Below are 22,386 nucleotides of genomic sequence, written 5' to 3'. Positions count from 1 at the left end.
CAACCGTCATCGAGTACGTCCGCGCCCGGTCCGGACAGCGTACGACTAGCCTTCCCACTGCGTCAGCGGCGCGAACAAGGCGGAATTGTCAACGCTCGCCGTCCGCCTCGTCGTCGGAGACCAGCACGTGGCGGCGGGTGCCGTCGGGCGCCACCAGCGTGGGCTGCAGCGTGAGCGTGACGCGATGCGTTCGGGAGGACGTGACGGACGCGTCCGTGCCGGCCTCGACCACCCAGAAGTTCACCTTGCCGCCGGCGCCGCCGGTCCGGTCTATCGCGACGGTCGCCTCGATCTCCACGGGCCCCAGTTCGAAGCGGACCGGGCCGGGGCCGGCCACGGTCAGTGCCGAGTTGAGCTGGTCCCTCAACTCCCGCACCATGTCCGCCAGTTCAATCATGGATCCTCCCGTGACGATCGTGCGTGGCGATCTTACCGACCGACGGGGGTGCGACGGACCACTCTTGTGGAGAAAGCTCCGTAGGGATGAACGGGTCCCGGGCCACGAGCAGCGCGCGGCTCGTCCGTGCCGGAGACGGCGTCGGCCGCGCGCAGCCGAAAATGCCGTGCTCCGCCCCCGTCGCCCTCCCTACACTGGCTCGAGACCGCGCGCCGCCACGGCCGTCGCGGTGCGCCATGCCGACACGTGAGGGGGGCCGGGCCGTGCGCGAACGCATCGAGTTCGTCGTCCCCCGCTGCGGCTCTCGCTTCGAGGTGATCCTCGTGTCTTCGGCCGTCCGGTGCCCGCTGCGCGGCCGGCACCGGTGACCCCGACACACATGTGACGCTCGTACCCCTGTTCGGCAGGGGAGTGTGCTGTCGTGTGCGGGGGAAATCGCGCCGACCCACTCCGGATCATCCGAAAGGCCACAGGCCGTGCGCACCCACACCAACACCCGCACCAACCCGCTCACCACCGTCCGCAACCTGGGCATCCTCGCCCACGTCGACGCCGGCAAGACCACCGTCACCGAGCGGATCCTCTACACCACCGGTACCACCCACAAGCGCGGCGAGGTCCACGACGGCACCACCGTCACCGACTTCGACCCGCAGGAACGCGACCGCGGCATCACCATCTTCGCCGCGGCCGTCAGCTGCTCGTGGCACGGCCACCGGATCAACCTCATCGACACCCCGGGACACGTCGACTTCGCCGACGAGGTCGAGCGCTCGCTGCGCGTGCTGGACGGCGCGGTCGCCGTGTTCGACGCGGTCGCGGGAGTGGAGCCGCAGAGCGAGTCCGTGTGGCGGCAGGCCGACCGGCACGACGTGCCCAGGATCGCGTTCGTCAACAAGATGGACCGGGCGGGCGCCGACCTCGACACCGCCGTCGCCTCGATCCGGGAGCGGCTGCACCCCGTACCCCTGGTCGTTCAGCTGCCCATCGGCACGGAGGACGGCTTCACCGGCGTCGTCGACCTGCCGCGCATGCGCGCCCTCGTGTGGGCCGACGGCGCGGACACGGCCGAGGAGAGGCCCGTGCCCGACGCCCTGCACGAGGAGGCCGTACGCAGGCGACGGCTGCTGGAGGAGCAGGTGGCGGAACGTCACCCGGCCGCACTGGAGGAGTTCTGCGACCGGGAGGCACTCACCGCGGACACCCTCGCCGCCGCCCTGCGCGACCTGACGCACACCGGCGACGGCGTGGTGGTGCTGTGCGGCTCGGCCTACCGCAACCGCGGCGTCGAACCGCTGCTGGACGCCGTGGTGGCGTACCTGCCCTCGCCGCTGGACGTACCCCCGGTGCACGGCACCCACGACGGCACGGAGCAGGAACGGCCCGCCGACCCGGCGGCACCGATGGCGGCACTGGCGTTCAAGGTGAACGCCACCCCGACGGGACGGCTGACGTACCTGAGGGTGTACTCGGGCACGATCGAGAAGGGAGCCACCGTGTGGGACTCGGGCACGCGCCGCACCGAGCGCATCGGCCGCATCCTGCGGGTACGGGCCGACCGGCACGACCCGCTGGAGCGGGCGGTCGCCGGGGACATCGTCGCCGTGGTCGGGCTGAAGTCGGCCCGCGCCGGCTCGACCCTGTGCGCGCCGGACGCCCCACTCCTCCTGGAACCCCCGGGCGTGGCCGAACCGGTCGTGCACGTGGCCGTGGAGGCCAAGCGCTCCACCGACACCGACCGGCTGGCCTCCGCGCTCGCCCGGCTGACCGAGGAGGACCCCTCACTGACCGTGCGGACCGACCCGGAGACCGGGCAGACCGTGCTGTCGGGCATGGGCGAACTGCACCTGGAGGTCGCGACGGAGCGCGTCCGGCGCGAGCACGGACTGGAGGTCGCGGTCGGCCGTCCCGGTGTGGCGTACCGGGAGACGGTCGGCGAAGGAGTGACCGGCTTCGTCCACCGGCACGTCAAACAGGACGGCGGCGCCGGGCAGTTCGCACACGTCGTGCTCGACGTGGAGCCGTGGGAGGAGGACACGGAAGGCGGAGGCGGTTTCGTGTTCCGTTCCACGGTCGTCGGCGGACGCGTACCGCAGGAGTACGTCCGGGCCGTCGAGGCGGGCTGCCGGGACGCCCTCGCCGAGGGTCCGCTCGGCGGGCACCCGGTGACCGGCCTCAGGGTCACGCTCACCGACGGCCAGACCCATGTGAAGGACTCCTCGGACACGGCCTTCCGCACCGCCGGCCGGTTCGGTCTCCGCGACGCCCTGCGCGCCTCGGCGATGGTCCTGCTCGAACCGGTCGTGGACGTCACGGTCACCGTGCCCGAGGACGCGGTCGGCGGCGTGCTCGGTGACCTCGCCGCGCGCCGCGGCCGGGTCACCGGCTCCGCCACGCGGGGCGGCGCGGCGGTGGTCACCGCCACCGTGCCGCTGGCCGAGCTGTTCGGCTACGCCACCCGGCTGCGCAGCCGCACCCAGGGCCGCGGCACCTTCACCGCCCGGCCCACCGGCTACGCACCGGCGCCGACGGCCGCGGCGCAGACCCGGTAGCGGCCGGGGATGCCCCCGCTCCATGCGGGCGGGGGCATCCCGCATCCCCGTCTCTCAGGGGTACTGCACCACCTTCGACGGCACGGTGTCCGTCCCCGACGTGGGCGAACCCGTGTCGTTGATGACGCATTCGTACTGTCCCTGGCCGCCCAGCGACACCACGAGCAACCCGTGGAAGCGCACCCCGGACCGGTTCGGCGCCGCGAAGCCGTGGTGCTGCACGATGGACGGGTTCACGTTGTAGTAGCAGTAGCTGCCCAGGCCCCAGCCCTCGTGCTCGGTGACGTCGTCCCCGACCTTGTAGGCGGCGTATCCCTTGATCGAGCCGTTCTGGATCGCGGCCTGGTCGGGAGCGTCGTACGCCTTCTCGTTCTGGAAGAAGATCGTGCGGCCGCGCTCGCCGTTCCACTGGACGTCGTACTTGTTGAAGTGCTCGACGAACAGGCCGGTGATCAGTACGTCGTCGCCGTTCACCACCACGCCGTAGTCGGCGCGGTTGGTGTCCCAGCCGACGCCGTCGCCGTGGTCGGCGCGCCACACCCAGGTGTGGTCGACGATGGTGTGCCGGCTGTTGATCACCATGCTGGTGGTCGCCTTGCCGGGGCCCGCCCCGCCGATCCGGACGAACACGTCCTGCACGGTGACCGGGTTGGCCGAGTGGTCCGCGGACGCCCCCTCGGGCCCGACCTCCAGCAGGGTCGCGGAGTTGACCGGGCCGGCGTCCACGAGGAATCCGGCCAGTCGCACGCCGTCCACGTCGGCGACCTTCAGCGCGGTGACGCCGTTGTCGGGGATGAGCGTGGCGTAGCCGAGGCCCAGGACGACCGTGCCCGCGCGGTTCACGTCCACGGTCCGGTCGAGGTGGTAGACCCCCGGCGTCAGCAGCAGGTGCAGGCCCTCCTCCAGTGCCTGGTTGAGGGTGGCCGCCGGGTCGCCGGGCTTGGCGACGTAGAACTGGGACAGCGGGAGCGAGGTGCCGCGCGGGGTGCCGTTGCCCCAGGAGACGCCTCGGGCGTCGGTGCGCTTCTCCGGCAGGAAGACGCGGTACTCGTCGCCGTCGAGGTACAGGAACGGCTTCTCCCGGGAGACGGGTGTCGTCTCCAGCGTGGTGTACGGCGGCTCGGGGAAACTCTGCGCGGGCGCGCCCTCGACACCGGAGAACACCATGTTCCACACGGCGTTGAGCCAGCCGCCGACTGAGCTGTCCCGGGTGTACCACTGCTGCTGCGAGTACGGGCCGACCTCGCCGTCGATCCGGCTGTCGGCGATGTAGCCGCCGCTGGCCCAGCCGTAGCCGTCGGGGGCGAGGTTGAGGCCGCCGCGCACGTGCATGCGCCGGAAGGGCGCCGCCTGCGAGACCGCCCAGCGGTTGGTGCCGCTGACCGGGACCAGGGCGAGGTTCTCCGCCGAACGCCAGAAGTTCTGCGTGGCGTTGCCGTCGAACCAGCCGGCGTCGACCGTGACGTCGCCGTTGATGGTGGTGTCGTCGGGGGAGAGGCCGAGGCCCGCGATGGAGGTGTAGAAGCCGAGCTGGGCGTTGAGGCCGTTGTAGGTGCCGGGCTTGAACAGCAGCGCGTAGCGGCCGGTGCCGAACTGGGCCGACTCCTGCTGCTTGAAGATCTCGTCCAGTCGGCCCTGGATGTTCGCCGTGGACGGGTCGAAGACGATGACGTTCGGCCCGAGGTCACCGCCGCCGGGCAGGGCGCGGGGGCCGTCGGGGGAGTCGGCGGCCGTCGCGGCGGAGGCGGAGGCGGTGGGGGTGGTGGCGGTGGCGGTGGCGGATCCAGCGCCGGCCAGTGAGGCCAGCACGGGCGCCGCCGCGGCCGCTCCGAGGAGGCTGCGGCGCCGCACCCCGGAGGGTTCGGGCGTGGGGGAGTGCGTGGGGGAAGAGGGCATGTGGGGCGGCTCTCCTTGTTCGGGAAGTGAACGCAATGGAGGTGGGGGAGCGCTCTCTGGGAGTGCATGCTTCATCGGTCGGCACGGACACGTCAAGAGTTGCGACCGTTTCTTGTGTGCTGTGTTCAACAAGTGGGGGCGCAAGTCTCGTTGGTGCGTCCGTCGCTCAGTCCGTCGAATCCCTTGACACCCTCCCCCGTGCCCTCAACACTCCGACTTGGGAGAGCGCTCTCCGAGAATTTCCCCGACCTTCTCAGGAGGTCTCCATGCCACGGAGATCGAAAGTTCTGTCCGGCACCCTCGTCGCGAGCGCCTTACTGCTCACTTCGATCGGCATCGGCACGGTCGCCGCCAACGCGGACACCCCGGCGCCCGCCCCGGCCGCGCACGCCGGGCACACCATGGCGGTCTCGACCGCCGCCTCGCCCGAGGACCCGGACGGCGACGGCTACATCCCCGCGAACCCGCCGGTCACCGGCGTCACCCCGTCCACGAAGGAGCCGCCGCACCGCTACTTCCACGAGTTCCAGGCCAACTGCGCGGTCAGCCACACGGCACCCGACGACCCGATCGTCTTCCCGCAGCAGCCCGGCAAGTCGCACGACCACACGTTCATGGGCAACACGACGACCGACGCGAACAGCACCACGGCCTCGCTCGACGCGGGGTCCACCACCTGTCTCGCACCCGGTGACCGCTCGGGCTACTGGATGCCGACGATGTACGACGGCGACCGCCCCGTGCTCCCGGTCGGCCCGCAGACCATCTACTACAAGGCCGGCGTCACCGACTACACCAGCGTGCGGCCCTTCCCGAAGGGGCTGCGCTACGTCGTCGCCGACCCGATGCAGAGCGCCCAGGAATTCCGCGACCACCCGGGCTTCGTCGAGGGCTGGGAGTGCGGCGACAGCTTCTTCAACGTCGACTTCCCGACCGACTGCCCGGAGCGGCAGGACGTCCAGGTCAACATCCGCTTCCAGGCGCCCAGTTGCTGGGACGGCAAGAACCTGGACACACCGGACCACAAGAGCCACATGGCGTATCCGGTGGTCAACCCCGGGACAAACAACAACATCTGCCCGGCCGACCACCCGGTCGCCCTGCCGATGATCGAGTTCAAGATGGCCTTCCCGGTCAACGGCGATCTCTCCCAAGTGCGGCTGGCCAGTGGTGCGAGCTACTCGTTCCACTACGACTTCTTCAACGCCTGGGACGAGCCGACCCTCGCCGCCATGGTCGGCCACTGCATCGTCGGCGGGCTGCAGTGCGACGCGCGCGGTTACGACCAGACCCACCCGGAGGCCGGCGCCGCACTGAACGAGGACTACGAACTGCCCTGACCCGGCCGTCCCCATCAGACCGGCCCGGCCGTCCACGTCCCCGCCGCGGCCGGGCCGCCCCCCCCATACCCGCAGACCGGAGAGACACCCCCATGAGCCGACCCCACACCCCCACCCGCAGACTCACCGCTACCCGCAGACTCACCGCTACCCGCAGACTCACCGCCCCCCTGACCGCCGGCCTGCTCACCGTCGGCGCCCTCACCGCCCTGCCCGCGACGCAGGCGCACGCCGCCGGCAGCGTCGTGACGGTCACCGGAAGCCAGGGCGACTGGCAACTGACCGTGGACGGCAGCCCGTACACGGTCAAGGGGCTGACCTGGGGCCCGTCCCCCGCCGACGCGGACCGGTACCTGCCCGACCTGGAATCCATGGGCGTCAACACCATCCGCACCTGGGGCACCGACGCGAGCAGCCGCCCGCTGCTCGACTCCGCCGCCGCCCACGGCGTCAAGGTCATCGCCGGCTTCTGGCTCCAGCCCGGCGGCGGTCCGGGCAGCGGCGGCTGCGTCGACTACCTGACCGACACCGCGTACAAGGACCAGATGCTCGCCGAGTTCCCGCGCTGGGTCCAGGAGTACAAGGACCACCCGGGCGTGCTGATGTGGAACGTCGGCAACGAGTCGGTGCTCGGCCTGCAGAACTGCTACAGCGGCGACGAGCTGGAGCGCCAGCGCGACGCCTACACCACCTTCGTCAACGATGTCGCCAAGAAGATCCACGCCGTCGACCCGAACCACCCGGTCACCTCCACCGACGCCTGGGTCGGCGCCTGGCCCTACTACCAGAAGAACGCCCCCGACCTGGACCTGTACGCCGTCAACTCCTACGACGCCGTGTGCGATGTGCGCTCCGCGTGGGAACAGGGCGGCTACACCAAGCCGTACATCGTCACCGAGTCCGGACCGGCCGGCGAGTGGGAGGTGCCGGACGACGCCAACGGCGTACCGGAGGAACCCACCGACCAGGCCAAGGCACAGGGTTACACCGACGCCTGGAACTGCGTCACCGGGCACCGGGGCGTCGCCCTGGGCGCGACCCTGTTCCACTACGGCACCGAGTACGACTTCGGCGGCATCTGGTTCAACCTGCTCCCGGCCGGGCAGAAGCGGCTGTCGTACTACGCCGTGAAGCGGGCCTACGGCGGCGACACCTCGCGCGACAACACCCCGCCCGTCGTCTCCGGCTTCGGCGTCGAGGGCGATGCCGGCAAGGTGCAGGCCGACAAGGACCTGGTCCTCACCGTGCGCGCCACCGACCCGGACGGCGACCCGATCGCGTACGAGGTGCTGGCCAACAGCAACTACATCGACCAGAGCAAGCAGCTGACCCCGCTGCCCTTCACCGACCTCGGCGGCGGACGCCTCAAGGTCACCGCCCCCGACCGGCCCGGCGTCTGGAAGCTGTACGTCAAGGCCACCGACGGCAAGGGCAACGTCGGCGTCGAGACCCTCTCGGCGCGGGTCGTGCCGCCCGCCGTGGACGGCACCGACGTCGCCCTCGGCAAACCGGCCACCGCGTCCTCCTTCCAGCCCAGCTACGGGGACTGCCCCTGCACCGCCGCCAACGCCGTGGACGGGAACCCGGACACCCGGTGGGCCAGCGACTGGAGCGACCCGCAGTGGGTCCAGGTGGACCTCGGCACCCGCACCACGTTCCGGCACGTCCAGCTGTTCTGGGAGGCCTCCTACGCCAAGGCCTACACCGTCCAGACCTCCGACGACGGACAGAACTGGCAGACGGTGTCCACCGTGACGGACGGCAACGGCGGCGTCGACACCCTCGACGTGACCGGCACCGGCCGCTACGTACGCGTCAACGGCACCGCGCGCGGCACGGGTTACGGCTACTCGCTGTACGAGTTCGGCGTCTACAGCTGACGTCGCGTACGAGACAGGAAGGGGGGACATCCGGGTGGGGACGAGTGACGAAGAGATCGACCGGCTGCTCGGCAAACTGACACCGCGAGCCCGCGCACTGCTGCTGACCGGTGCCACGACCTGGCGCACGATGGCGGAACCGGCCGTGGGCCTGCGGGAGTTGGTGATGTCGGACGGCCCGGCGGGCGTACGGGGCGAGGCCTGGGACGAGCGGAACACCTCCGTCCTGATCCCCTCGGCCTCGGCGCTCGCCGCCACCTGGGACGAGGAACTGGTCGAACGCCTGGGCGGCCTGCTCGCCGCCGAGGCCCGGCGCAAGGGCGTGGACGTCCTCCTCGCCCCCACCCTCAACCTGCACCGCAGCCCGCTGGGCGGCCGGCACTTCGAGTGCCTCTCCGAGGACCCCGAGCTGACCGGCCGCATCGGCGCCGCGCTCGTCCGCGGGATCCAGGCCCACGGCGTGGCCGCCACCGCCAAGCACTACGTGGCCAACGACTCCGAGACCGACCGCCTCACCGTCGACGTGCGGGTGGGCGAACGGGCGCTTCGGGAGGTCTACCTCGCGCCCTTCGAGACGGCGGTGGCGGCCGGGGTCCGGCTCGTCATGGCGGGGTACAACGCGGTCAACGGCACCACCATGACCGCGAACGCCCTGCTCACCGACCCGCTGAAGAGCGAGTGGGGCTTCGACGGGGTCGTCGTCTCCGACTGGGGAGCCGTGCGCGGCACCGTCGACACGGCCCGCGCCGGTCTCGACCTCGCCATGCCGGGCCCCGACGGCCCCTGGGGCGAGGCGCTGGCACGGGCGGTGGCCGACGGCGACGTGCCCGAGGCAGCCGTCGACGACAAGGCGCGGCGGTTGCTGCGGCTCGCGGCACGGCTGGGCGCGCTGGGCGGGCACGACTCGCCCCGCCCGCCCGCGAAGGGCGCGTCGCGAGGTGCCGAACACCCGTCGGTCCCGGCTCCGTCCCGCACCCGCGAGGGGCGGGCGCCGGCCCGCCGCGCCGTCGCCGCCGGCACCGTCCTGCTGGCCAACCGGGAAGTCCTGCCGCTCGACCCCGAGCGCCTCGGGACGGTCGCCGTGATCGGTACGCACGCCGCGCGGACCCGGACCCAGGGCGGCGGCAGCGCGGGCGTCTTCCCGCACGACGAGGTGTCCGTCCTGGACGGCATCCGGGCCGGGCTCCGCGGCCGGGCACGTGTCGTCCACGTCCCGGGCCCCCGGCCGGACGGCCCCGCACCCCCACTGGGCCAGGACTCCTGCACCGACCCGCGCTCCGGCCTGCCCGGCGTCCTGCTGCGGATGCTCGACGCGGACGGCCGCGAGCTGTACGCCGAACGCCGCAGGGGCGGGCGGCTGCTCGAGCCCCGCCTGGTACCGGGCGCGCACACCGTCGAGATCGGCGCCCGGCTGCGTCCCCGCACCGCGGGCCGCTGGACCCTGGGCGTGGCCGGCTTCGGCCGGATGAGCCTCACCCTGGACGGACGCACCCTCCTGGCGGGCGACTTCCCGCCACTCACCGACGACCCGGCGGTGGTGCACGTCAACCCGCCCGCCCAGTACGCCACCGCCGACCTCGCCATCGGTCAGGACGCCCTGCTGGTGGCCCGCCGCGAGCTGGCGCCCGGAACCGGCCGGGCGACCGTCGTCGTCGCCGCCCCGCCGGCTCCGGACGTCGCCGCGTCGCTTTCCGAGGCCGCCCGCGCGGCGGGTGCGGCGGACGCGGCGATCGTGGTCGTCGGCACCACCGAGCACGGGGAGTCGGAGGGCTACGACCGTACGAGCCTGGCGCTCGGCGCCACCCAGGACGCGCTGGTCCGCGCCGTTGCGGCCGCCAACCCGCGCACCGTCGCCGTCGTCAACAGCGGCGGTCCGGTGGAACTGCCCTGGCGCGAGGAGACGGGCGCGGTGCTGCTGGCCTGGTTCCCCGGGCAGGCGGGCGGCGAGGGACTCGCCGACGTGCTCTTCGGCCGCGCCGAGCCGGGCGGACGGCTGCCCACCACCTGGCCGGCCGCCCTCGCCGACGCCCCGGTCACCCGCACCCGCCCGGCCGGTGGCCGCCTCGACTACGACGAAGGCCTGCACCTCGGCTACCGGGGCTGGCTGCGCCACCACCGCACGCCCGCCTACTGGTTCGGTCACGGGCTCGGCTACACCACCTGGTCCTACGAGGAGCTGACCGTCCCGGCGGCGGCCCGGGCGGGGGACGGCCTCACCGTGCACGTACGGGTGCGCAACACCGGTGCGCGGGCGGGCCGGGAGGTCGTGCAGGTCTACCTCGCCCGACCCGTCTCGAGGCTCGACCGTCCCGTGCGGTGGCTCGCCGGGTACGCGGCGGTGCGGGCGCGCCCGGGGGAGACGGTGACGGCGACGGTGCGGGTACCGGCGCGGGCGCTGTGCCACTGGTCGGTGCAGGAGCACGCCTGGCGTACGGAGGCGGGGCGCTGGCGGGTGCTGGCCGGGAGGTCGGCGGGGGACGTGCCGCTGGTCGCGGACCTGGAGGTGGTGGACGGGTCTGTCGCGTGAGGACTTGATGCGGGGCACGGGACCGCCGCGTGAGGAGTCGAGGTGGTGCCGGGGCCGTCGCGTGAGGAGTCGAGGTGGTGCCGGGGCCGTCGCGTGAGGAGCTCAGGGGGTGCGCGGGTCCGTCGCCTGAGGGCTCGAGGTGGTGCACGCGTCTGTCGCGTGAGGAGTCCAGGCGGTACACGTGTCCGGCGCGCGCGGGTGGGCGCACATCCTCCGGGTCGTGCACGCGTCGTACGCACGGGGGTAGGTGCACCATCGCCTCCGGGTCGTGCGCCCGGCTTCCGCGCGAGCGCGGGGGAGAGCGCTCTACCACGCTCCGGACCTCGCCGGTTAAGGTGCGGGCATGAGCAGACAGGCCCCGACCCTGGAGGACGTGGCCCGGGAGGCCGGCGTCTCCCGGGCCACCGTCTCGCGGGTGGTCAACGGCGTCCGCAACGTGGACCCGGCCATCCAGGACCTGGTCCGGCGGGCCATCGACCGGACCGGGTACGCGCCCAACCAGGCCGCCAGGCAACTGGTCACCCGGCGCACGACGACCGTCGCCCTGGTCGTCTCGGGCGCGGGCGACGCCTCGGACACGGAACAGAACGCGTTCGCCACGCGGGTGTTCGCCGACCCGTTCTTCGGCCGCGTCGTCGGCGGCGTGGTCGGTCACCTCCGGCCGCGCAGGATGCACCCGGTGCTGATGTTCGCCGAGACGCCCGAGGCCCGACAGGAGGTCGTGGCGTACCTCAGGCAGGGCGGCGCGGACGGTGCGCTGGTGGTGTCCACGCACCCCGACGACCCGCTGCCCGCGCTGCTCGCCGGCGCCGGACTGCCGGCGGTGCTGTTCGCCCGTCCGGGCCGCCCGGTGCCGCTCAGCTACGTCGACCTCGCCCACCGCGACGGCGGCCGGCTCGCCGCCGAGCACCTGCTGGAGCGGGGCTGCCGGCGGATAGCCACCGTCGCGGGCCCGCTGGCGGTGGCGGCCAGCCAGGAGCGCCTCGCCGGCTTCCGTGACACCCTGGCCCGGCACGGGCACCCCTACGTACCGGTGGCCGAGGGCGGCTTCACCGTGGACAGCGGTATGGCCGCGATGACCTCACTGCTCGCCGAACACCCCGACACCGACGGCGTGTTCACGGCCAACGACCTGATGGCCCAGGGCGCCGTCCAGGTGCTGCGCGACCACGGGCGCCGGGTGCCGCAGGACGTGGCGGTCGTCGGCTTCGACGACTCCAGCGTGGCTGTCACCTGCCGGCCCCGGCTGACCACCGTCCGGCAGCCGGTGGAGGAGATGGCGGCCACGATGGCACGCCTCCTCGACGACCACATCAAGGGGGCGCGCACCGAACCCACGTCGGTGATCTTCGACCCGGAGCTGGTGGTGCGGGACTCGGCGTAGCCGAGAGCACCCGTCAGGGGATCGTAGCCTCGATGTGGGCGAGGTGGGCGGCGAGGATCTCTTCGAAGGCGGCGCGGCGGTCCGCCCCCAGCGGGCGGATCTCGCGGGCGAAGTGGGCCAGCGCGGGGAAGCGTTCGGGATCGGCGCCCAGCACCGCGACCCGGAACTGCTCCATGCCCTGCTCGTACTCCTCGGCGCCGACGGCGCCGAATCCGCCCTCGGCCGTGATCAGCGAGGCGATCAGGACCACCAGCCGGTGGTAGCGCGCCGGGATCCGGTCGTCGGGCAGGCCCGAGGCGCGCAGGGCCTGCAGCGCCTCCTCCATCACCAGCCGGGAACCGGCCCCGCCCGATCCGTGACGTCCCCAGACGGCGGCGAGCTGGGGCTGCTGCCCGAAGGCATCACGCAGGCGCAGGGCCACGGCGGTGAGGCGCTGTTTCCAGTCGCCCTCGGGCCGGTAGCCGTCCATGGCGGACAGCAGGATACGGTCGGCGACCGCGCGCATCAGCTCGGTCTTGTTGCGGAAGTGCCGGTAGAGGCTGGAGGAGTCGGTTCCCAGCGCCGCGGCGAGCTTGCGCACGCTGAACGTCTCGGCGTCGCCCGTGAGCAGCAGCTCCGCCGCCGCATCCAGGATCTGTTCGGTCGACCAACGCCTTCGGCCTGCCATCTCGCCCCTTTCGTCCGGCTCAGCCTAGCCCATGCACCTCCCTTTGCACGCGCTGCGTGCATACGTCTGCATACCGGCACGCCGAGAGCGCGTGCCGCCGAGGGGCGGGGCCGCACGCACGAGCGGAGCGCCTCCCTTCACGGACGACACGCCTCCCACATCCGTCCCGCACTCGCACCCTCACCCCCCGCCCCGCTGCCCCGCCAGCCTCCCCCCGAGCGCCGCCCGCCACGCCGGCGCCGGCGCCGGGGAGTCGACCGGCACGCGCCGACCGCCGCGGGCGAAGAACGCCGCCAGGGGCAGGATCGCGGCGCCCACCGTCACCGCGTCGGGGCCGAGGCGGCCCAGCGCGATGCCCACCCGTCCGGCGGGGTGCCGCAGGGAGTGGGCCAGCGTGTGGGCCCGCACGGACTCCAGGAAGGCCGGGCCGAGTTGGAGCCCGGCCCAGCCGCCCACCAGGATCCGCTCGGGCTGGAAAAGGTTCACGAGGTCGGCCAGCCCGGCGCCCAGGTACTCGGCGGTCTCCGCGAGTACCTCCGTCGCCACCGGGTCGGGTTCGCCCCCGTCCCCGGGGCGTGCGGCGGACAGCATGGCGGTCAGTGCGGCCTCCTCGTCGGCGCCGGGCGGCGGCTCACCGCCCGCCTCCCGCCACCGCGCGAGCAGCGCCTCCGCGCCGGCGTACGCCTCGAGGCACCCCCGCGCACCGCACCGGCAGCGGCGCCCCCGCACCCGTACCGTCAGATGCCCCCACTCCACCGCACGCCCCTGCTCCACCTCGTCGGTGACGACGCACGCGCCGACCCCGGAGCCGAAGAGCACGACCACGGCGTTGCGGGCGCCGCGTCCGCCGCCGAACCACATCTCGGCCTGCCCGAGCGTCCTGGCGCCGTTCTCGATGAACAGCGGTACGTGCGCGGGCAGCCGGCCCGAGCCGCGCAGCAGGGCCTCCAGCGGGACCGCGTCCCAGCCGACGGTCTGGCCGTGCACCAGGGTGCCGTCGGCGGTGCGCTCGACGATGCCGGGGACACCGATGCCGACGCCCAGCAGCTCACCCGGGTCCTGTGCGGGGCCGTCGGCGGCGAGCACCTCCGCGACGCCGTCGAGGATGTGCCCGGCGACGACGCCGACGTCGTACGAGCGCGAACCGTGGCCGGGCAACACGCGCTCCGTCCGGGCCAGTTCGGACATCGACAGGTCGAACAGCTCCACGCGTACGCGGGTCTCGCCGACGTCGACGCCGACCAGGCGTCCCCGGTCCGCCGCGACGCGGACCAGGGTGCGCGGGCGGCCGCCGTCCGTGCCGAGGCTGCCCGCCTCCTCCACCAGCCCGTCGGCCATCAGTTCGGCGACCACGTTGCTGACGGATCCCGAACTCAGGCCCGCCGCGGAGCCCAGCGCGAGCCGGCTCATCGGACCGTCGAAATACAACCGTTGCAGAACGGCGCTGCGGCTCTCCCGCCGCAGGTCACGGACCGTGCGCCCGCCGTGCCTGGCCATCCGGCCCCTTTCTTTCCCGTCCTCACGCGCCCCTCGAACGTGCGTGAGACCTTGACGAGTCTTTCTCTCGGGGTTTAACTCACGTCCTAAATTAAGCCATGAGGGGCTTCGGGAAGGAAACAACCGAGGCCGCCGTCGGGAAACTTACCGACCGACTCCCGGAAGGAACCCAGGAGCCATGCGCAGCATCCGAGCCGCGGCCGTAGGCGCCGTCACCCTGTCTCTCGCACTCGCCGCCACGGCCTGCGGAGGGGGCTCCTCCTCGGGCGGCGGATCCAACGACTCGCCGAAGGAACTCACCTACTGGGCGTCCAACCAGGGCGCCAGCGTCGAGGTCGACAAGAAGGTCCTCCAGCCCGAACTGGACAAGTTCGAGAAGGAGACCGGCATCAAGGTGAAGCTGGAGGTCGTGCCCTGGTCCGACCTGCTGAACCGGATCCTCACCGCCACCACCTCGGGACAGGGTCCCGACGTCCTCAACATCGGCAACACCTGGAGTGCCTCCCTCCAGGCCACCGGCGCGCTGCTGCCCTGGGACGCCGAGAACTTCGAGAAGATCGGCGGCAGGGACCGCTTCGTCGACTCCGCGCTCGGCTCGACCGGTGTCGAGGGCCAGGACCCCGCCGCGGTCCCGCTGTACTCGATGGCCTATGCGCTCTACTACAACAAGCAGATGTTCGCCGACGCCGGCATCACCAAGCCCCCGGCCACCTGGGACGAGCTGGTGGAGACCGGCAAGAAGATCTCCAAGGGCGGCAAGTGGGGCCTGGGCGCCGAGGGTTCCAACCTGTCCAACAACATCCACCAGGTCTTCGTCCTCGGCAAGCAGCACGGCGCCGACTTCTTCACCGCCGACGGCAAGCCCGACTTCACCTCCGACGGCGCCGTCGCCGCCGTCAAGCAGTACGTCGACCTCATGGCCAAGGACAAGGTCGTCGCGCCCGGCAACGCCGAGTACGCGCAGAACCAGTCCCTCAGCGACTTCGCCAAGGGCAAGACCGCGATGGTGCTGTGGCAGACCGCCTCCGCGACCTTCAAGACCATGGGCATGAAGGACGACGAGTGGGGCGTAGCCCCCGCCCCCGTCCCCTCCGGCACCCCCGGCGCCGACGCCGCCACCAACTCCATGGTCGCCGGCATCAACATGGCCGTCTTCAAGAACAGCGACAACGTCGACGGGGCCACCGAGTTCGTGAAGTTCATGACCAGCGATGCCGAGCAGAAGCTCCTCAACAAGGCCTACGGCTCCATCCCGCCGGTCAAGGCCGCCCAGACCGACCCGGCGTTCAACACCCAGGCCACCGCGGTCCTGCGCGAGACCCTCGCCACCAGCGCCGCCGCGCTGCCCCAGGTGCCCGACGAGTCGCAGTTCGAGACCGCGGTCGGCACCGCCGTCAAGGAACTGTTCGCCGACGCCGCGAACGGACGCGAGGTGACCACCGAGTCCGTCAAGGAGAAGCTCGCCAAGGCACAGCAGCAGATGCCCAACAAGTGAGCGCCGCCCTGGCCTTCGATCCAGCCCCACCGACTCCGACACGGACACGGACCTCTCCATGACCACCACGACCGCCTCGGCGCAGCCCGGCGAGCGGACGGTCGGCAAGAGCTCCCCCGGGACAGCGCGCGGACCCCGCCGCCGTCCCGGGCGGATCCGCCGCATCGGCCTGCCCTACCTGCTGCTCCTGCCGGCCCTGCTCCTCGAACTCCTCGTCCACCTGGTGCCGATGGTCATCGGCATCGTGATGAGTTTCAAGGAACTCACCCAGTTCTACATCCGCGACTGGACCACCGCCCCGTGGACCGGCCTCGACAACTTCAGCATGTCGGTGGACTTCGACGCCCCCGTCGGCGAGGCGCTGCTCCACTCCTTCCTCGTCACCTGCGCCTTCACGATCCTCTCCGTCGGACTGTGCTGGCTGATCGGCACCGCCGCCGCGGTCTGCATGCAGGACGCCTTCCGCGGCCGTGGTCTGCTCCGCGCGATCTTCCTGGTGCCGTACGCCCTGCCGGTCTACGCGGCCGTCATCACCTGGGCGTTCATGTTCCAGCACGACAACGGCCTGGTGAACCACGTCCTGCACGACCAGCTCGGCCTCACCGACAAGCCCTCCTTCTGGCTGATCGGCGACAACAGCTTCGTCGCGCTGCTCGTCGTGTCCGTCTGGAAGGGCTGGCCGTTCGCCTTCCTCATCGTCATGGCCGGACTGCAGAACATCCCCAAGGAGCTGTACGAGGCCGCCGCCCTGGACGGTGCCGGCGTCTGGCAGCAGATCCGCCGGATCACCCTGCCCTCGCTGCGTCCCGTCAACCAGGTCCTCGTCCTCGTGCTGTTCCTGTGGACGTTCAACGACTTCAACACGCCGTTCGTCCTGTTCGGCAAGGCCGCGCCGGAGGCCGCCGACCTGATCTCCATCCACATCTACCAGTCGTCGTTCGTCACCTGGAACTTCGGCACCGGCTCCGCGATGTCGGTCCTGCTGCTGCTCTTCCTGCTGCTGGTGACGGGCGTGTACCTGTTCCTGACCTCCAGGAACGCGCGGGCCCCCCGGACCCCTCGGACCTCCCGGACGACCCGGACGACCCGGAACTCCCAGGAAAGGAAGACGGCCGATGTCTAGGTCCCCGATGGCGGCGCCGCGCTCCTTCACGTGGACCCGCCGCGTCTTCCTCACCCTGCTCACCGGCTTCGTCCTGCTGCCGGTGTACGTCATGGTCTCCAGCTCGCTGAAGCCGCTCGAGGACGTCTCCAGCCAGTTCCACTGGCTGCCGAGCGGCCTGACCGTCCGCCCCTACATCGACATCTGGTCGACGGTCCCGCTGGCCAAGTACTTCGTGAACTCGCTGATCGTGGCGGGCGCGGCGACCGTCTGCTCCGTCGTGATCGCGGTCTTCGCCGCCTACGCCGTCAGCCGCTACGAGTTCCGCGGCAAGCGCGTCTTCTCGGTGACCGTCCTGTCGACGCAGATGTTCCCCGGCATCCTCTTCCTGCTGCCCCTCTTCCTGATCTACGTCAACATCGGCAACGCCACCGGCATCGCCCTGTTCGGCTCCCGCGGCGGCCTCATCCTCACGTACCTGACCTTCTCCCTCCCCTTCTCCATCTGGATGCTGATCGGCTACTTCGACTCGGTGCCCCGGGACCTGGACGAGGCGGCCCTCGTGGACGGCTGCGGCCCGCTGCGCGCCCTGTTCAAGGTCGTGGTGCCCGCCGCGATCCCCGGCATCGTCGCGGTCGCCGTCTACGCCTTCATGACCGCCTGGGGCGAAGTCCTGTTCGCCTCGGTGATGACCAACGACGCCACCCGCACCCTCGCGGTCGGACTCCAGGGCTACTCCACGCAGAACGACGTGTACTGGAACCAGATCATGGCCGCCTCGCTGGTCGTGAGCGTCCCCGTGGTCGCCGGATTCCTGCTCCTCCAGCGCTATCTCGTGGCGGGCCTGACGGCCGGAGCCGTCAAGTGACCGGCACGCCCCAGCACGTACACCCCCAACCCGAAAGGACCTTCGTGACCATCGACTTCGCCGCACTCCCGGACGACTTCCTGTGGGGCACGGCCACATCGGCGTACCAGATCGAGGGAGCCGTGGCGGAGGACGGACGTTCGCCGTCGATCTGGGACACCTTCTCGCACACCCCCGGGAAGATCGACCACAACGACCACGGCGACGTCGCCTGCGACCACTACCACCGCACCCACGAGGACATCGAGCTGATGCGGCGGCTGGGCACCAACGCCTACCGCCTCTCCGTCGCCTGGCCGCGCGTCCTGCCCGGCGGCGACGGCCCGGTCAACGCGAAGGGCCTGGCCTTCTACGACCGGCTCGTCGACGACCTGCTGGCGGCCGGCATCACCCCGTCCGTCACGCTCTACCACTGGGACCTGCCGCAGGTGCTCCAGGACCGGGGCGGCTGGCCCGAGCGCGCGACGGCCGAGCACTTCGCCTCCTACGCCTCCGTCGTCGCCGAACGCCTCGGCGACCGGGTCGACCACTGGGCCACCCTCAACGAGCCGCTGTGCTCGGCCTGGATCGGCCACCTGGAGGGCAAGATGGCCCCCGGCTGGACCGACCTGACGGCGGCCGTCCGCGCCTCCTACCACCTGCTCCTCGGCCATGGCCTGGCCATGGAGGCCATCCGCGCGGCCGCCCCGAACGCCCAGGTGGGCATCGTCAACAACCTCTCCACCATCCACGCCGCCACCGACCGCGACGAGGATCTGGCGGCCGCCCGCCGCATGGACGGCCACACCAACCGCTGGTGGCTGGACCCGATCCACGGCCGCGGCTTCCCCGAGGACATGCGCGAGGTCTACGGCGTCGAACTGCCCGAGCGGCCCGGCGACATGAAGCTCATCGGCGCCGAACTGGACTGGCTGGGCCTGAACTACTACTTCCCCCAGACCGTCGCCGCCGACCCCACCGGACCCGCCCCGCACGTGCGCACCGTCCGCCGCGTCGGCGTCCCGCGCACCGGCATGGACTGGGAGATCGACGCCGGCGGCATCGAGGAGCTGCTGCTGCGCCTGACCGACGACTACGGGGCGCGCAAACTGTACGTCACCGAGAACGGCTCCTCCTTCCCGGACGTGATCCGCCCCGACGGCACCATCGACGACCCCGAGCGCCAGGAGTACCTCACGGCCCACCTCGCGGCCTGCGCCGCCGCCGCCCGCAGGGGAGCCCCGCTGGCCGGCTACTTCGCGTGGTCGCTGCTGGACAACTTCGAGTGGGCGTACGGCTACGACAAGCGCTTCGGCCTCGTCCACGTCGACTACGCGACACAGGTCCGCACCATCAAGGGCAGCGGACACCACTACGCGGACATCATCGGCCGGGCGCGGGGGAGGGAGCGCAAGGCCGCCTGAGACCCCGTGGTGGGCGCGGATGCGGGAGTCCGCGCCCACCACGGTCAGGGCGCACGAACTGTTCTGTCAGGTGTTCTGTCAGGTTCATGACATTGCCCAGTCGTCCCAAGGAGAAGAACCGCATGCCATCCCGTACCCCCCGCACCCTCCTCACCGCCCTGACCGCGCTCGCCCTGCTGGCCGCGGTCCCGGCCCTCACCACCCCCACCCCGGCCGCCGCCCAACCGGCCGCCGCCGCGGCAGCGGCCTGGGACACCGACCGCGCGGCCGCCGCGTACGCCGCCGACCCGGCCGCGGTCACCGCCTCGGCCGGCGAGAACGCCGGCACCGCACCCGGCCTCGCCTTCGACGGCGACGGCGGCACCCGCTGGTCCAGCGACTTCACCGACGGCGCCTGGATCCGCGTCGACCTCGGCACGACGATCCGCGTCGACCGGGTGACGCTGGACTGGGAGGCGGCCTACGGCAAGAGGTACGTACTGGAGGCGTCCACCAACGGCACCGACTGGACGGCCTTCTACACGGAGACGGCCGGCACCGGCGGCTCGGTCACCGCGCACACCTACCCGCAGGAAGTGCGGGCCCGCTACGTCCGCATGCGCGGCATCGAACGCGCCACCCCCTACGGCTACTCCCTCTACTCCTTCAAGGTCTACGGCGGCGAACCGGCCCCTGCCTCCACCACCCGCACCAACCTCGCCCTGAACCACCCCGCGTACTCGAACGTCTACCAGCACGCGGGCAACTCACCGGCGTTCGTCACCGACGGCGGCCACCCCACCGACCTCAAGGCCGACGCCACCCGCTGGTCCAGCGACTGGAACGCCGACCGCTGGGTCTCCGTCGACCTCGGCGCGACCTCGACCATCGACACGGTGGACCTGTACTGGGAGGCGGCCTACGCCGTCGACTACGAACTCCAGGTCTCCGACGACGACCGAACCTGGCGCACCGTGTACCGGCCCTCCGCCGCCGAGGTCGCCGCCCGCCGCGCGGACGTGAAGTCCCCGGGCGAGGCCACCGGCCGCCACGACAACGTCCGCCTGCCCCAGCCGGTCACCGGCCGCTATGTCCGCATGCTCGGCAAGGAACGCCGCTCCTTCTACAACCCCGCCCCGGCCACCGCCCAGTTCGGCTACTCCCTCTACGAGTTCGAGGTCTGGGGCACCGGAGGCAGCGCGGCCGCCGCGTACCCGGCGCTGCCCGGCGAACAGTCCGGCGCCTACCGGACGACGTTCTTCGACGACTTCACCGCGGGGGCACTGGACCGCGGCAAGTGGCGCGTCGTCCGCACCGGCACGGAGATGGGCTCCGTCAACGGGGAGTCGCAGGCGTACGTCGACTCGGCCGACAACATCCGCCTGGAGAACGGCGCCCTCGTCCTGCGCGCCAAGCACTGCAAGGGCTGCACCCAGGCAGGCGGCGGCACCTACGACTTCACGTCCGGCCGCATCGACACCAACACCAAGTTCGACTTCACCTACGGCCGGGTCAGCGCCCGCATGAAGCTCCCCGTCGGCGACGGCTTCTGGCCCGCCTTCTGGCTGCTCGGCAGCAACGTGGACGACCCCTCCGTGTCCTGGCCGGCCTCCGGCGAGACCGACATCATGGAGAACATCGGCTACGGCGACTGGACCAGCAGCGCCCTGCACGGCCCCGGCTACTCGGCGGACGGCAACATCGGCGCGCGCCAGGTGTACCCGGCCGGCGGACGGGCCGACCAGTGGCACACCTACGCGGTGGAGTGGACGCCGACGGGCATGAAGTTCTCCGTCGACGACAGGGTGGTCCAGGAGACGACCCGCAACAAGCTGGAGTCGACGCGGGGCGCGTGGGTCTTCGACCACGACCAGTACGTCATCCTGAACCTCGCCCTCGGCGGCGCCTACCCGGCCGGCTGGAACCAGGTCACCAGCCCGTACTGGGGGCTGCCGCAGTCCAGCGTGGACCGGATCGCGGCCGGGGGAGTGCAGGCGGAGGTGGACTGGGTGCGGGTGGAGCAGAAGGGATAGCCGCCGTGCGTCAGGCGCCCTTCCGGGCCACTCCGCCGTAGATGCCGATCGGCGGGGCGTCGGGGCGCCGTGCCTCCTCGGGGCGCCAGTCGGTGACCCGGACCAACCCCGGCTCGACCATCGCGAAGTCGCCGAACAGGTCGAGGACCGCGGCGTGCGAACGCAGGTTGAGGGACGCGGTGGCGCTGTTGTAGACGGCCGCCGCGTCCTGGCGCCGGTCCTCGTGGACATCGCCCGTCGCATGCGACAGGACGAGGTAGGAGCCGGCCGGCAGCGCGTCGCGGAGCGTGGCGACGATGCCCGCCGGGTCCTCCGCGTCGGCGACGAAGTGCACCACGGCCACCAGCAGCAGCGCCACCGGCCGGTCGAAGTCGATGACCGCCCGCACCTCGGGGTGGTCGAGGATCGCGCGGGGGTCGCGCAGGTCGGCCAGGACGACGGCGGTGTCCGGGTCGTCCGACAGGGCCCGGGAATGGGTGGCGACGATGGGGTCGTTGTCGACGTAGGCCACCCGCGTCCCGGGAGCCACGGCCCGCGCGATCTGGTGCACGTTGGGCTCGGTGGGCAGGCCCGTGCCCACGTCGAGTATCTGGCGGACGCCGCCCTCGGCCACCACGTGCCGCACCGCGCGGTGCATGAAGTGCCGGTTGGCGAGGACCCCCTCGCGCACCTCGGGCGCCGCCTTCATGAACTCCTCGGCGGCCCGCTGGTCGACCTCGTAGTTGTCCTTCCCGCCGAGGAAGTAGTCGTACATCCGGGCGGGATGGGGCCTGCTCGTGTCGATCCGGTCGGGATGGGCGGCGCTCTCGCCACTGCTCAGGGAGGTCATGCGGCCTGACTCCGTCCTCAACTCGTGGGCCACCCACGGCACAAGCGCGGTGAGCACCTGGGTGAGTGCCTGTCGGAACATCATCTTGGCACGAGAGCGGGCGCAGGGCGGGCCCGGCCGTGCCGGAACCCGCCCCCGCTCTCATCCGCGCGCGAGCACGGCCTCCCACGCCGCCGCCACTGCGGGGTGACGGGCCGTCAGTAGCGCTCCCCGGGCCGACGAACCGCCGTCCGCGGCCCACCCGTCGTCACACCCGAGCAGGCCGGCCACCGCGTCGCAGGCCGCCGGATGCACGGCCGGCAAGGCGACGCCGGACGCTGCTGCGGACTCACCCGGTGCTACCCACTCCCGCGTGCAGCCCAGCAGCTCCGCCACCGCGTCGCACGTCGCCGGATGCGCCGGCAGCAGGATCGACGTCTCGAAGACCGCGACGGCGTCGGCGGTGGAGGCGAGACAACGCACCATCTCCCATGCATGCGAAAGGGGGCGCTCACGCCACCTCGGCGGAACGAGAACGAAGTTATCGGCGACCACTGA

Annotated in this window: 16 protein-coding genes; 10 read left to right on the top strand and 6 right to left on the bottom strand. The window is 72.0% G+C overall.

Annotation, left to right across the window (positions count from 1 at the left end; all coding sequences use genetic code 11):
• Positions 1–88 precede the first annotated feature (88 nt).
• Entirely contained in the window at positions 89–397 is a 309-nt protein-coding gene (locus ABS735_RS24135) for a trypco2 family protein (RefSeq protein ID WP_373900477.1), read from the bottom strand.
• A gap of 476 nt (positions 398–873) precedes the next feature.
• On the opposite strand from ABS735_RS24135, the gene fusA reads away from it, so the two are divergent.
• Complete coding sequence (gene fusA, locus ABS735_RS24130) at positions 874–2,949, top strand: elongation factor G (RefSeq protein ID WP_373900478.1); 2,076 nt, start codon at positions 874–876, stop codon at positions 2,947–2,949.
• Between the two features lie 54 nt (positions 2,950–3,003).
• Here the strand turns inward: fusA and ABS735_RS24125 are convergent, their stop codons facing one another.
• Positions 3,004–4,845 carry a coagulation factor 5/8 type domain-containing protein gene (locus tag ABS735_RS24125; protein WP_373900479.1) on the bottom strand — a complete coding sequence of 614 codons (1,842 nt, stop codon included), beginning with the start codon at positions 4,843–4,845 and terminating at the stop codon, positions 3,004–3,006.
• A gap of 266 nt (positions 4,846–5,111) precedes the next feature.
• Between ABS735_RS24125 and ABS735_RS24120 the strand changes: the two genes are divergently transcribed.
• The 4 genes from ABS735_RS24120 to ABS735_RS24105 all read left to right on the top strand — a co-directional run bounded on the left by ABS735_RS24120 (position 5,112) and on the right by ABS735_RS24105 (position 11,976).
• Positions 5,112–6,185 (top strand): DUF1996 domain-containing protein, encoded by a 1,074-nt coding sequence (locus tag ABS735_RS24120; protein ID WP_373900480.1) that lies wholly within the window; start codon positions 5,112–5,114, stop codon positions 6,183–6,185.
• Between the two features lie 92 nt (positions 6,186–6,277).
• Complete coding sequence (locus ABS735_RS24115; RefSeq protein WP_373900482.1) at positions 6,278–8,065, top strand: discoidin domain-containing protein; 1,788 nt, start codon at positions 6,278–6,280, stop codon at positions 8,063–8,065.
• 34 nt (positions 8,066–8,099) lie between these two features.
• Positions 8,100–10,592, top strand: a complete 2,493-nt coding sequence (locus ABS735_RS24110; protein ID WP_373900483.1) for a glycoside hydrolase family 3 C-terminal domain-containing protein — start codon at positions 8,100–8,102, stop codon at positions 10,590–10,592.
• A gap of 343 nt (positions 10,593–10,935) precedes the next feature.
• Positions 10,936–11,976: a LacI family DNA-binding transcriptional regulator gene (locus ABS735_RS24105; RefSeq protein WP_373900484.1), complete on the top strand. Its 1,041-nt coding sequence runs from the start codon at positions 10,936–10,938 to the stop codon at positions 11,974–11,976.
• Positions 11,977–11,989: 13 nt separating this feature from the next.
• Here the strand turns inward: ABS735_RS24105 and ABS735_RS24100 are convergent, their stop codons facing one another.
• Both ABS735_RS24100 and ABS735_RS24095 read right to left on the bottom strand, forming a co-directional pair.
• Positions 11,990–12,643 (bottom strand): TetR/AcrR family transcriptional regulator, encoded by a 654-nt coding sequence (locus ABS735_RS24100; RefSeq protein WP_373900485.1) that lies wholly within the window; start codon positions 12,641–12,643, stop codon positions 11,990–11,992.
• A gap of 180 nt (positions 12,644–12,823) precedes the next feature.
• A complete protein-coding gene (locus tag ABS735_RS24095) occupies positions 12,824–14,140 on the bottom strand; it encodes an ROK family protein (RefSeq protein WP_373900486.1) in 1,317 nt (438 codons plus the stop codon).
• Positions 14,141–14,318: 178 nt separating this feature from the next.
• On the opposite strand from ABS735_RS24095, the gene ABS735_RS24090 reads away from it, so the two are divergent.
• From ABS735_RS24090 to ABS735_RS24070, 5 genes are all read left to right on the top strand, one after another.
• Positions 14,319–15,635 (top strand): ABC transporter substrate-binding protein, encoded by a 1,317-nt coding sequence (locus ABS735_RS24090; RefSeq protein ID WP_373900487.1) that lies wholly within the window; start codon positions 14,319–14,321, stop codon positions 15,633–15,635.
• A gap of 58 nt (positions 15,636–15,693) precedes the next feature.
• Positions 15,694–16,758: a carbohydrate ABC transporter permease gene (locus ABS735_RS24085; protein WP_373900488.1), complete on the top strand. Its 1,065-nt coding sequence runs from the start codon at positions 15,694–15,696 to the stop codon at positions 16,756–16,758.
• 7 nt (positions 16,759–16,765) lie between these two features.
• The gene (locus tag ABS735_RS24080) at positions 16,766–17,605 is read left to right on the top strand and encodes a carbohydrate ABC transporter permease (RefSeq protein WP_373901261.1); all 840 of its coding nucleotides are present in this window, start codon (positions 16,766–16,768) and stop codon (positions 17,603–17,605) included.
• A 44-nt stretch (positions 17,606–17,649) separates the two neighbouring features.
• Entirely contained in the window at positions 17,650–19,008 is a 1,359-nt protein-coding gene (locus ABS735_RS24075; RefSeq protein WP_373900489.1) for a GH1 family beta-glucosidase, read from the top strand.
• Between the two features lie 122 nt (positions 19,009–19,130).
• Complete coding sequence (locus tag ABS735_RS24070; protein WP_373900490.1) at positions 19,131–21,020, top strand: discoidin domain-containing protein; 1,890 nt, start codon at positions 19,131–19,133, stop codon at positions 21,018–21,020.
• Positions 21,021–21,030: 10 nt separating this feature from the next.
• On the opposite strand, the gene ABS735_RS24065 is transcribed toward ABS735_RS24070, so the two are convergent.
• Both ABS735_RS24065 and ABS735_RS24060 read right to left on the bottom strand, forming a co-directional pair.
• Positions 21,031–21,849 carry an SAM-dependent methyltransferase gene (locus tag ABS735_RS24065; protein ID WP_373900491.1) on the bottom strand — a complete coding sequence of 273 codons (819 nt, stop codon included), beginning with the start codon at positions 21,847–21,849 and terminating at the stop codon, positions 21,031–21,033.
• Positions 21,850–21,990: 141 nt separating this feature from the next.
• Positions 21,991–22,314, bottom strand: a complete 324-nt coding sequence (locus ABS735_RS24060) for a hypothetical protein (protein ID WP_373900492.1) — start codon at positions 22,312–22,314, stop codon at positions 21,991–21,993.
• Between the last annotated feature and the right edge of the window lie 72 nt (positions 22,315–22,386).

The sequence above is a fragment of the Streptomyces sp. MMCC 100 genome (assembly GCF_041538145.2).
GTDB lineage: Bacteria > Actinomycetota > Actinomycetes > Streptomycetales > Streptomycetaceae > Streptomyces.
The sequence above is the reverse complement of the archived record's forward strand: the minus strand, read 5'-3'. Positions and strand labels throughout refer to the sequence as shown.

Excerpts from the sequence above, each read along its gene's own strand:
- ABS735_RS24090 (WP_373900487.1), top strand. The coding sequence starts at position 14,319 with ATGCGCAGCATCCGAGCCGCGGCCGTAGGCGCCGTCACCCTGTCTCTC.
- ABS735_RS24095 (WP_373900486.1), bottom strand. The coding sequence starts at position 14,140 with ATGGCCAGGCACGGCGGGCGCACGGTCCGTGACCTGCGGCGGGAGAGC.
- ABS735_RS24100 (WP_373900485.1), bottom strand. The coding sequence starts at position 12,643 with ATGGCAGGCCGAAGGCGTTGGTCGACCGAACAGATCCTGGATGCGGCG.
- ABS735_RS24135 (WP_373900477.1), bottom strand. The coding sequence starts at position 397 with ATGATTGAACTGGCGGACATGGTGCGGGAGTTGAGGGACCAGCTCAAC.
- ABS735_RS24080 (WP_373901261.1), top strand. The coding sequence starts at position 16,766 with ATGGCGGCGCCGCGCTCCTTCACGTGGACCCGCCGCGTCTTCCTCACC.
- ABS735_RS24065 (WP_373900491.1), bottom strand. The coding sequence starts at position 21,849 with ATGACCTCCCTGAGCAGTGGCGAGAGCGCCGCCCATCCCGACCGGATC.
- ABS735_RS24125 (WP_373900479.1), bottom strand. The coding sequence starts at position 4,845 with ATGCCCTCTTCCCCCACGCACTCCCCCACGCCCGAACCCTCCGGGGTG.
- ABS735_RS24070 (WP_373900490.1), top strand. The coding sequence starts at position 19,131 with ATGCCATCCCGTACCCCCCGCACCCTCCTCACCGCCCTGACCGCGCTC.
- ABS735_RS24115 (WP_373900482.1), top strand. The coding sequence starts at position 6,278 with ATGAGCCGACCCCACACCCCCACCCGCAGACTCACCGCTACCCGCAGA.
- ABS735_RS24085 (WP_373900488.1), top strand. The coding sequence starts at position 15,694 with ATGACCACCACGACCGCCTCGGCGCAGCCCGGCGAGCGGACGGTCGGC.
- ABS735_RS24060 (WP_373900492.1), bottom strand. The coding sequence starts at position 22,314 with ATGGTGCGTTGTCTCGCCTCCACCGCCGACGCCGTCGCGGTCTTCGAG.
- ABS735_RS24120 (WP_373900480.1), top strand. The coding sequence starts at position 5,112 with ATGCCACGGAGATCGAAAGTTCTGTCCGGCACCCTCGTCGCGAGCGCC.
- ABS735_RS24105 (WP_373900484.1), top strand. The coding sequence starts at position 10,936 with ATGAGCAGACAGGCCCCGACCCTGGAGGACGTGGCCCGGGAGGCCGGC.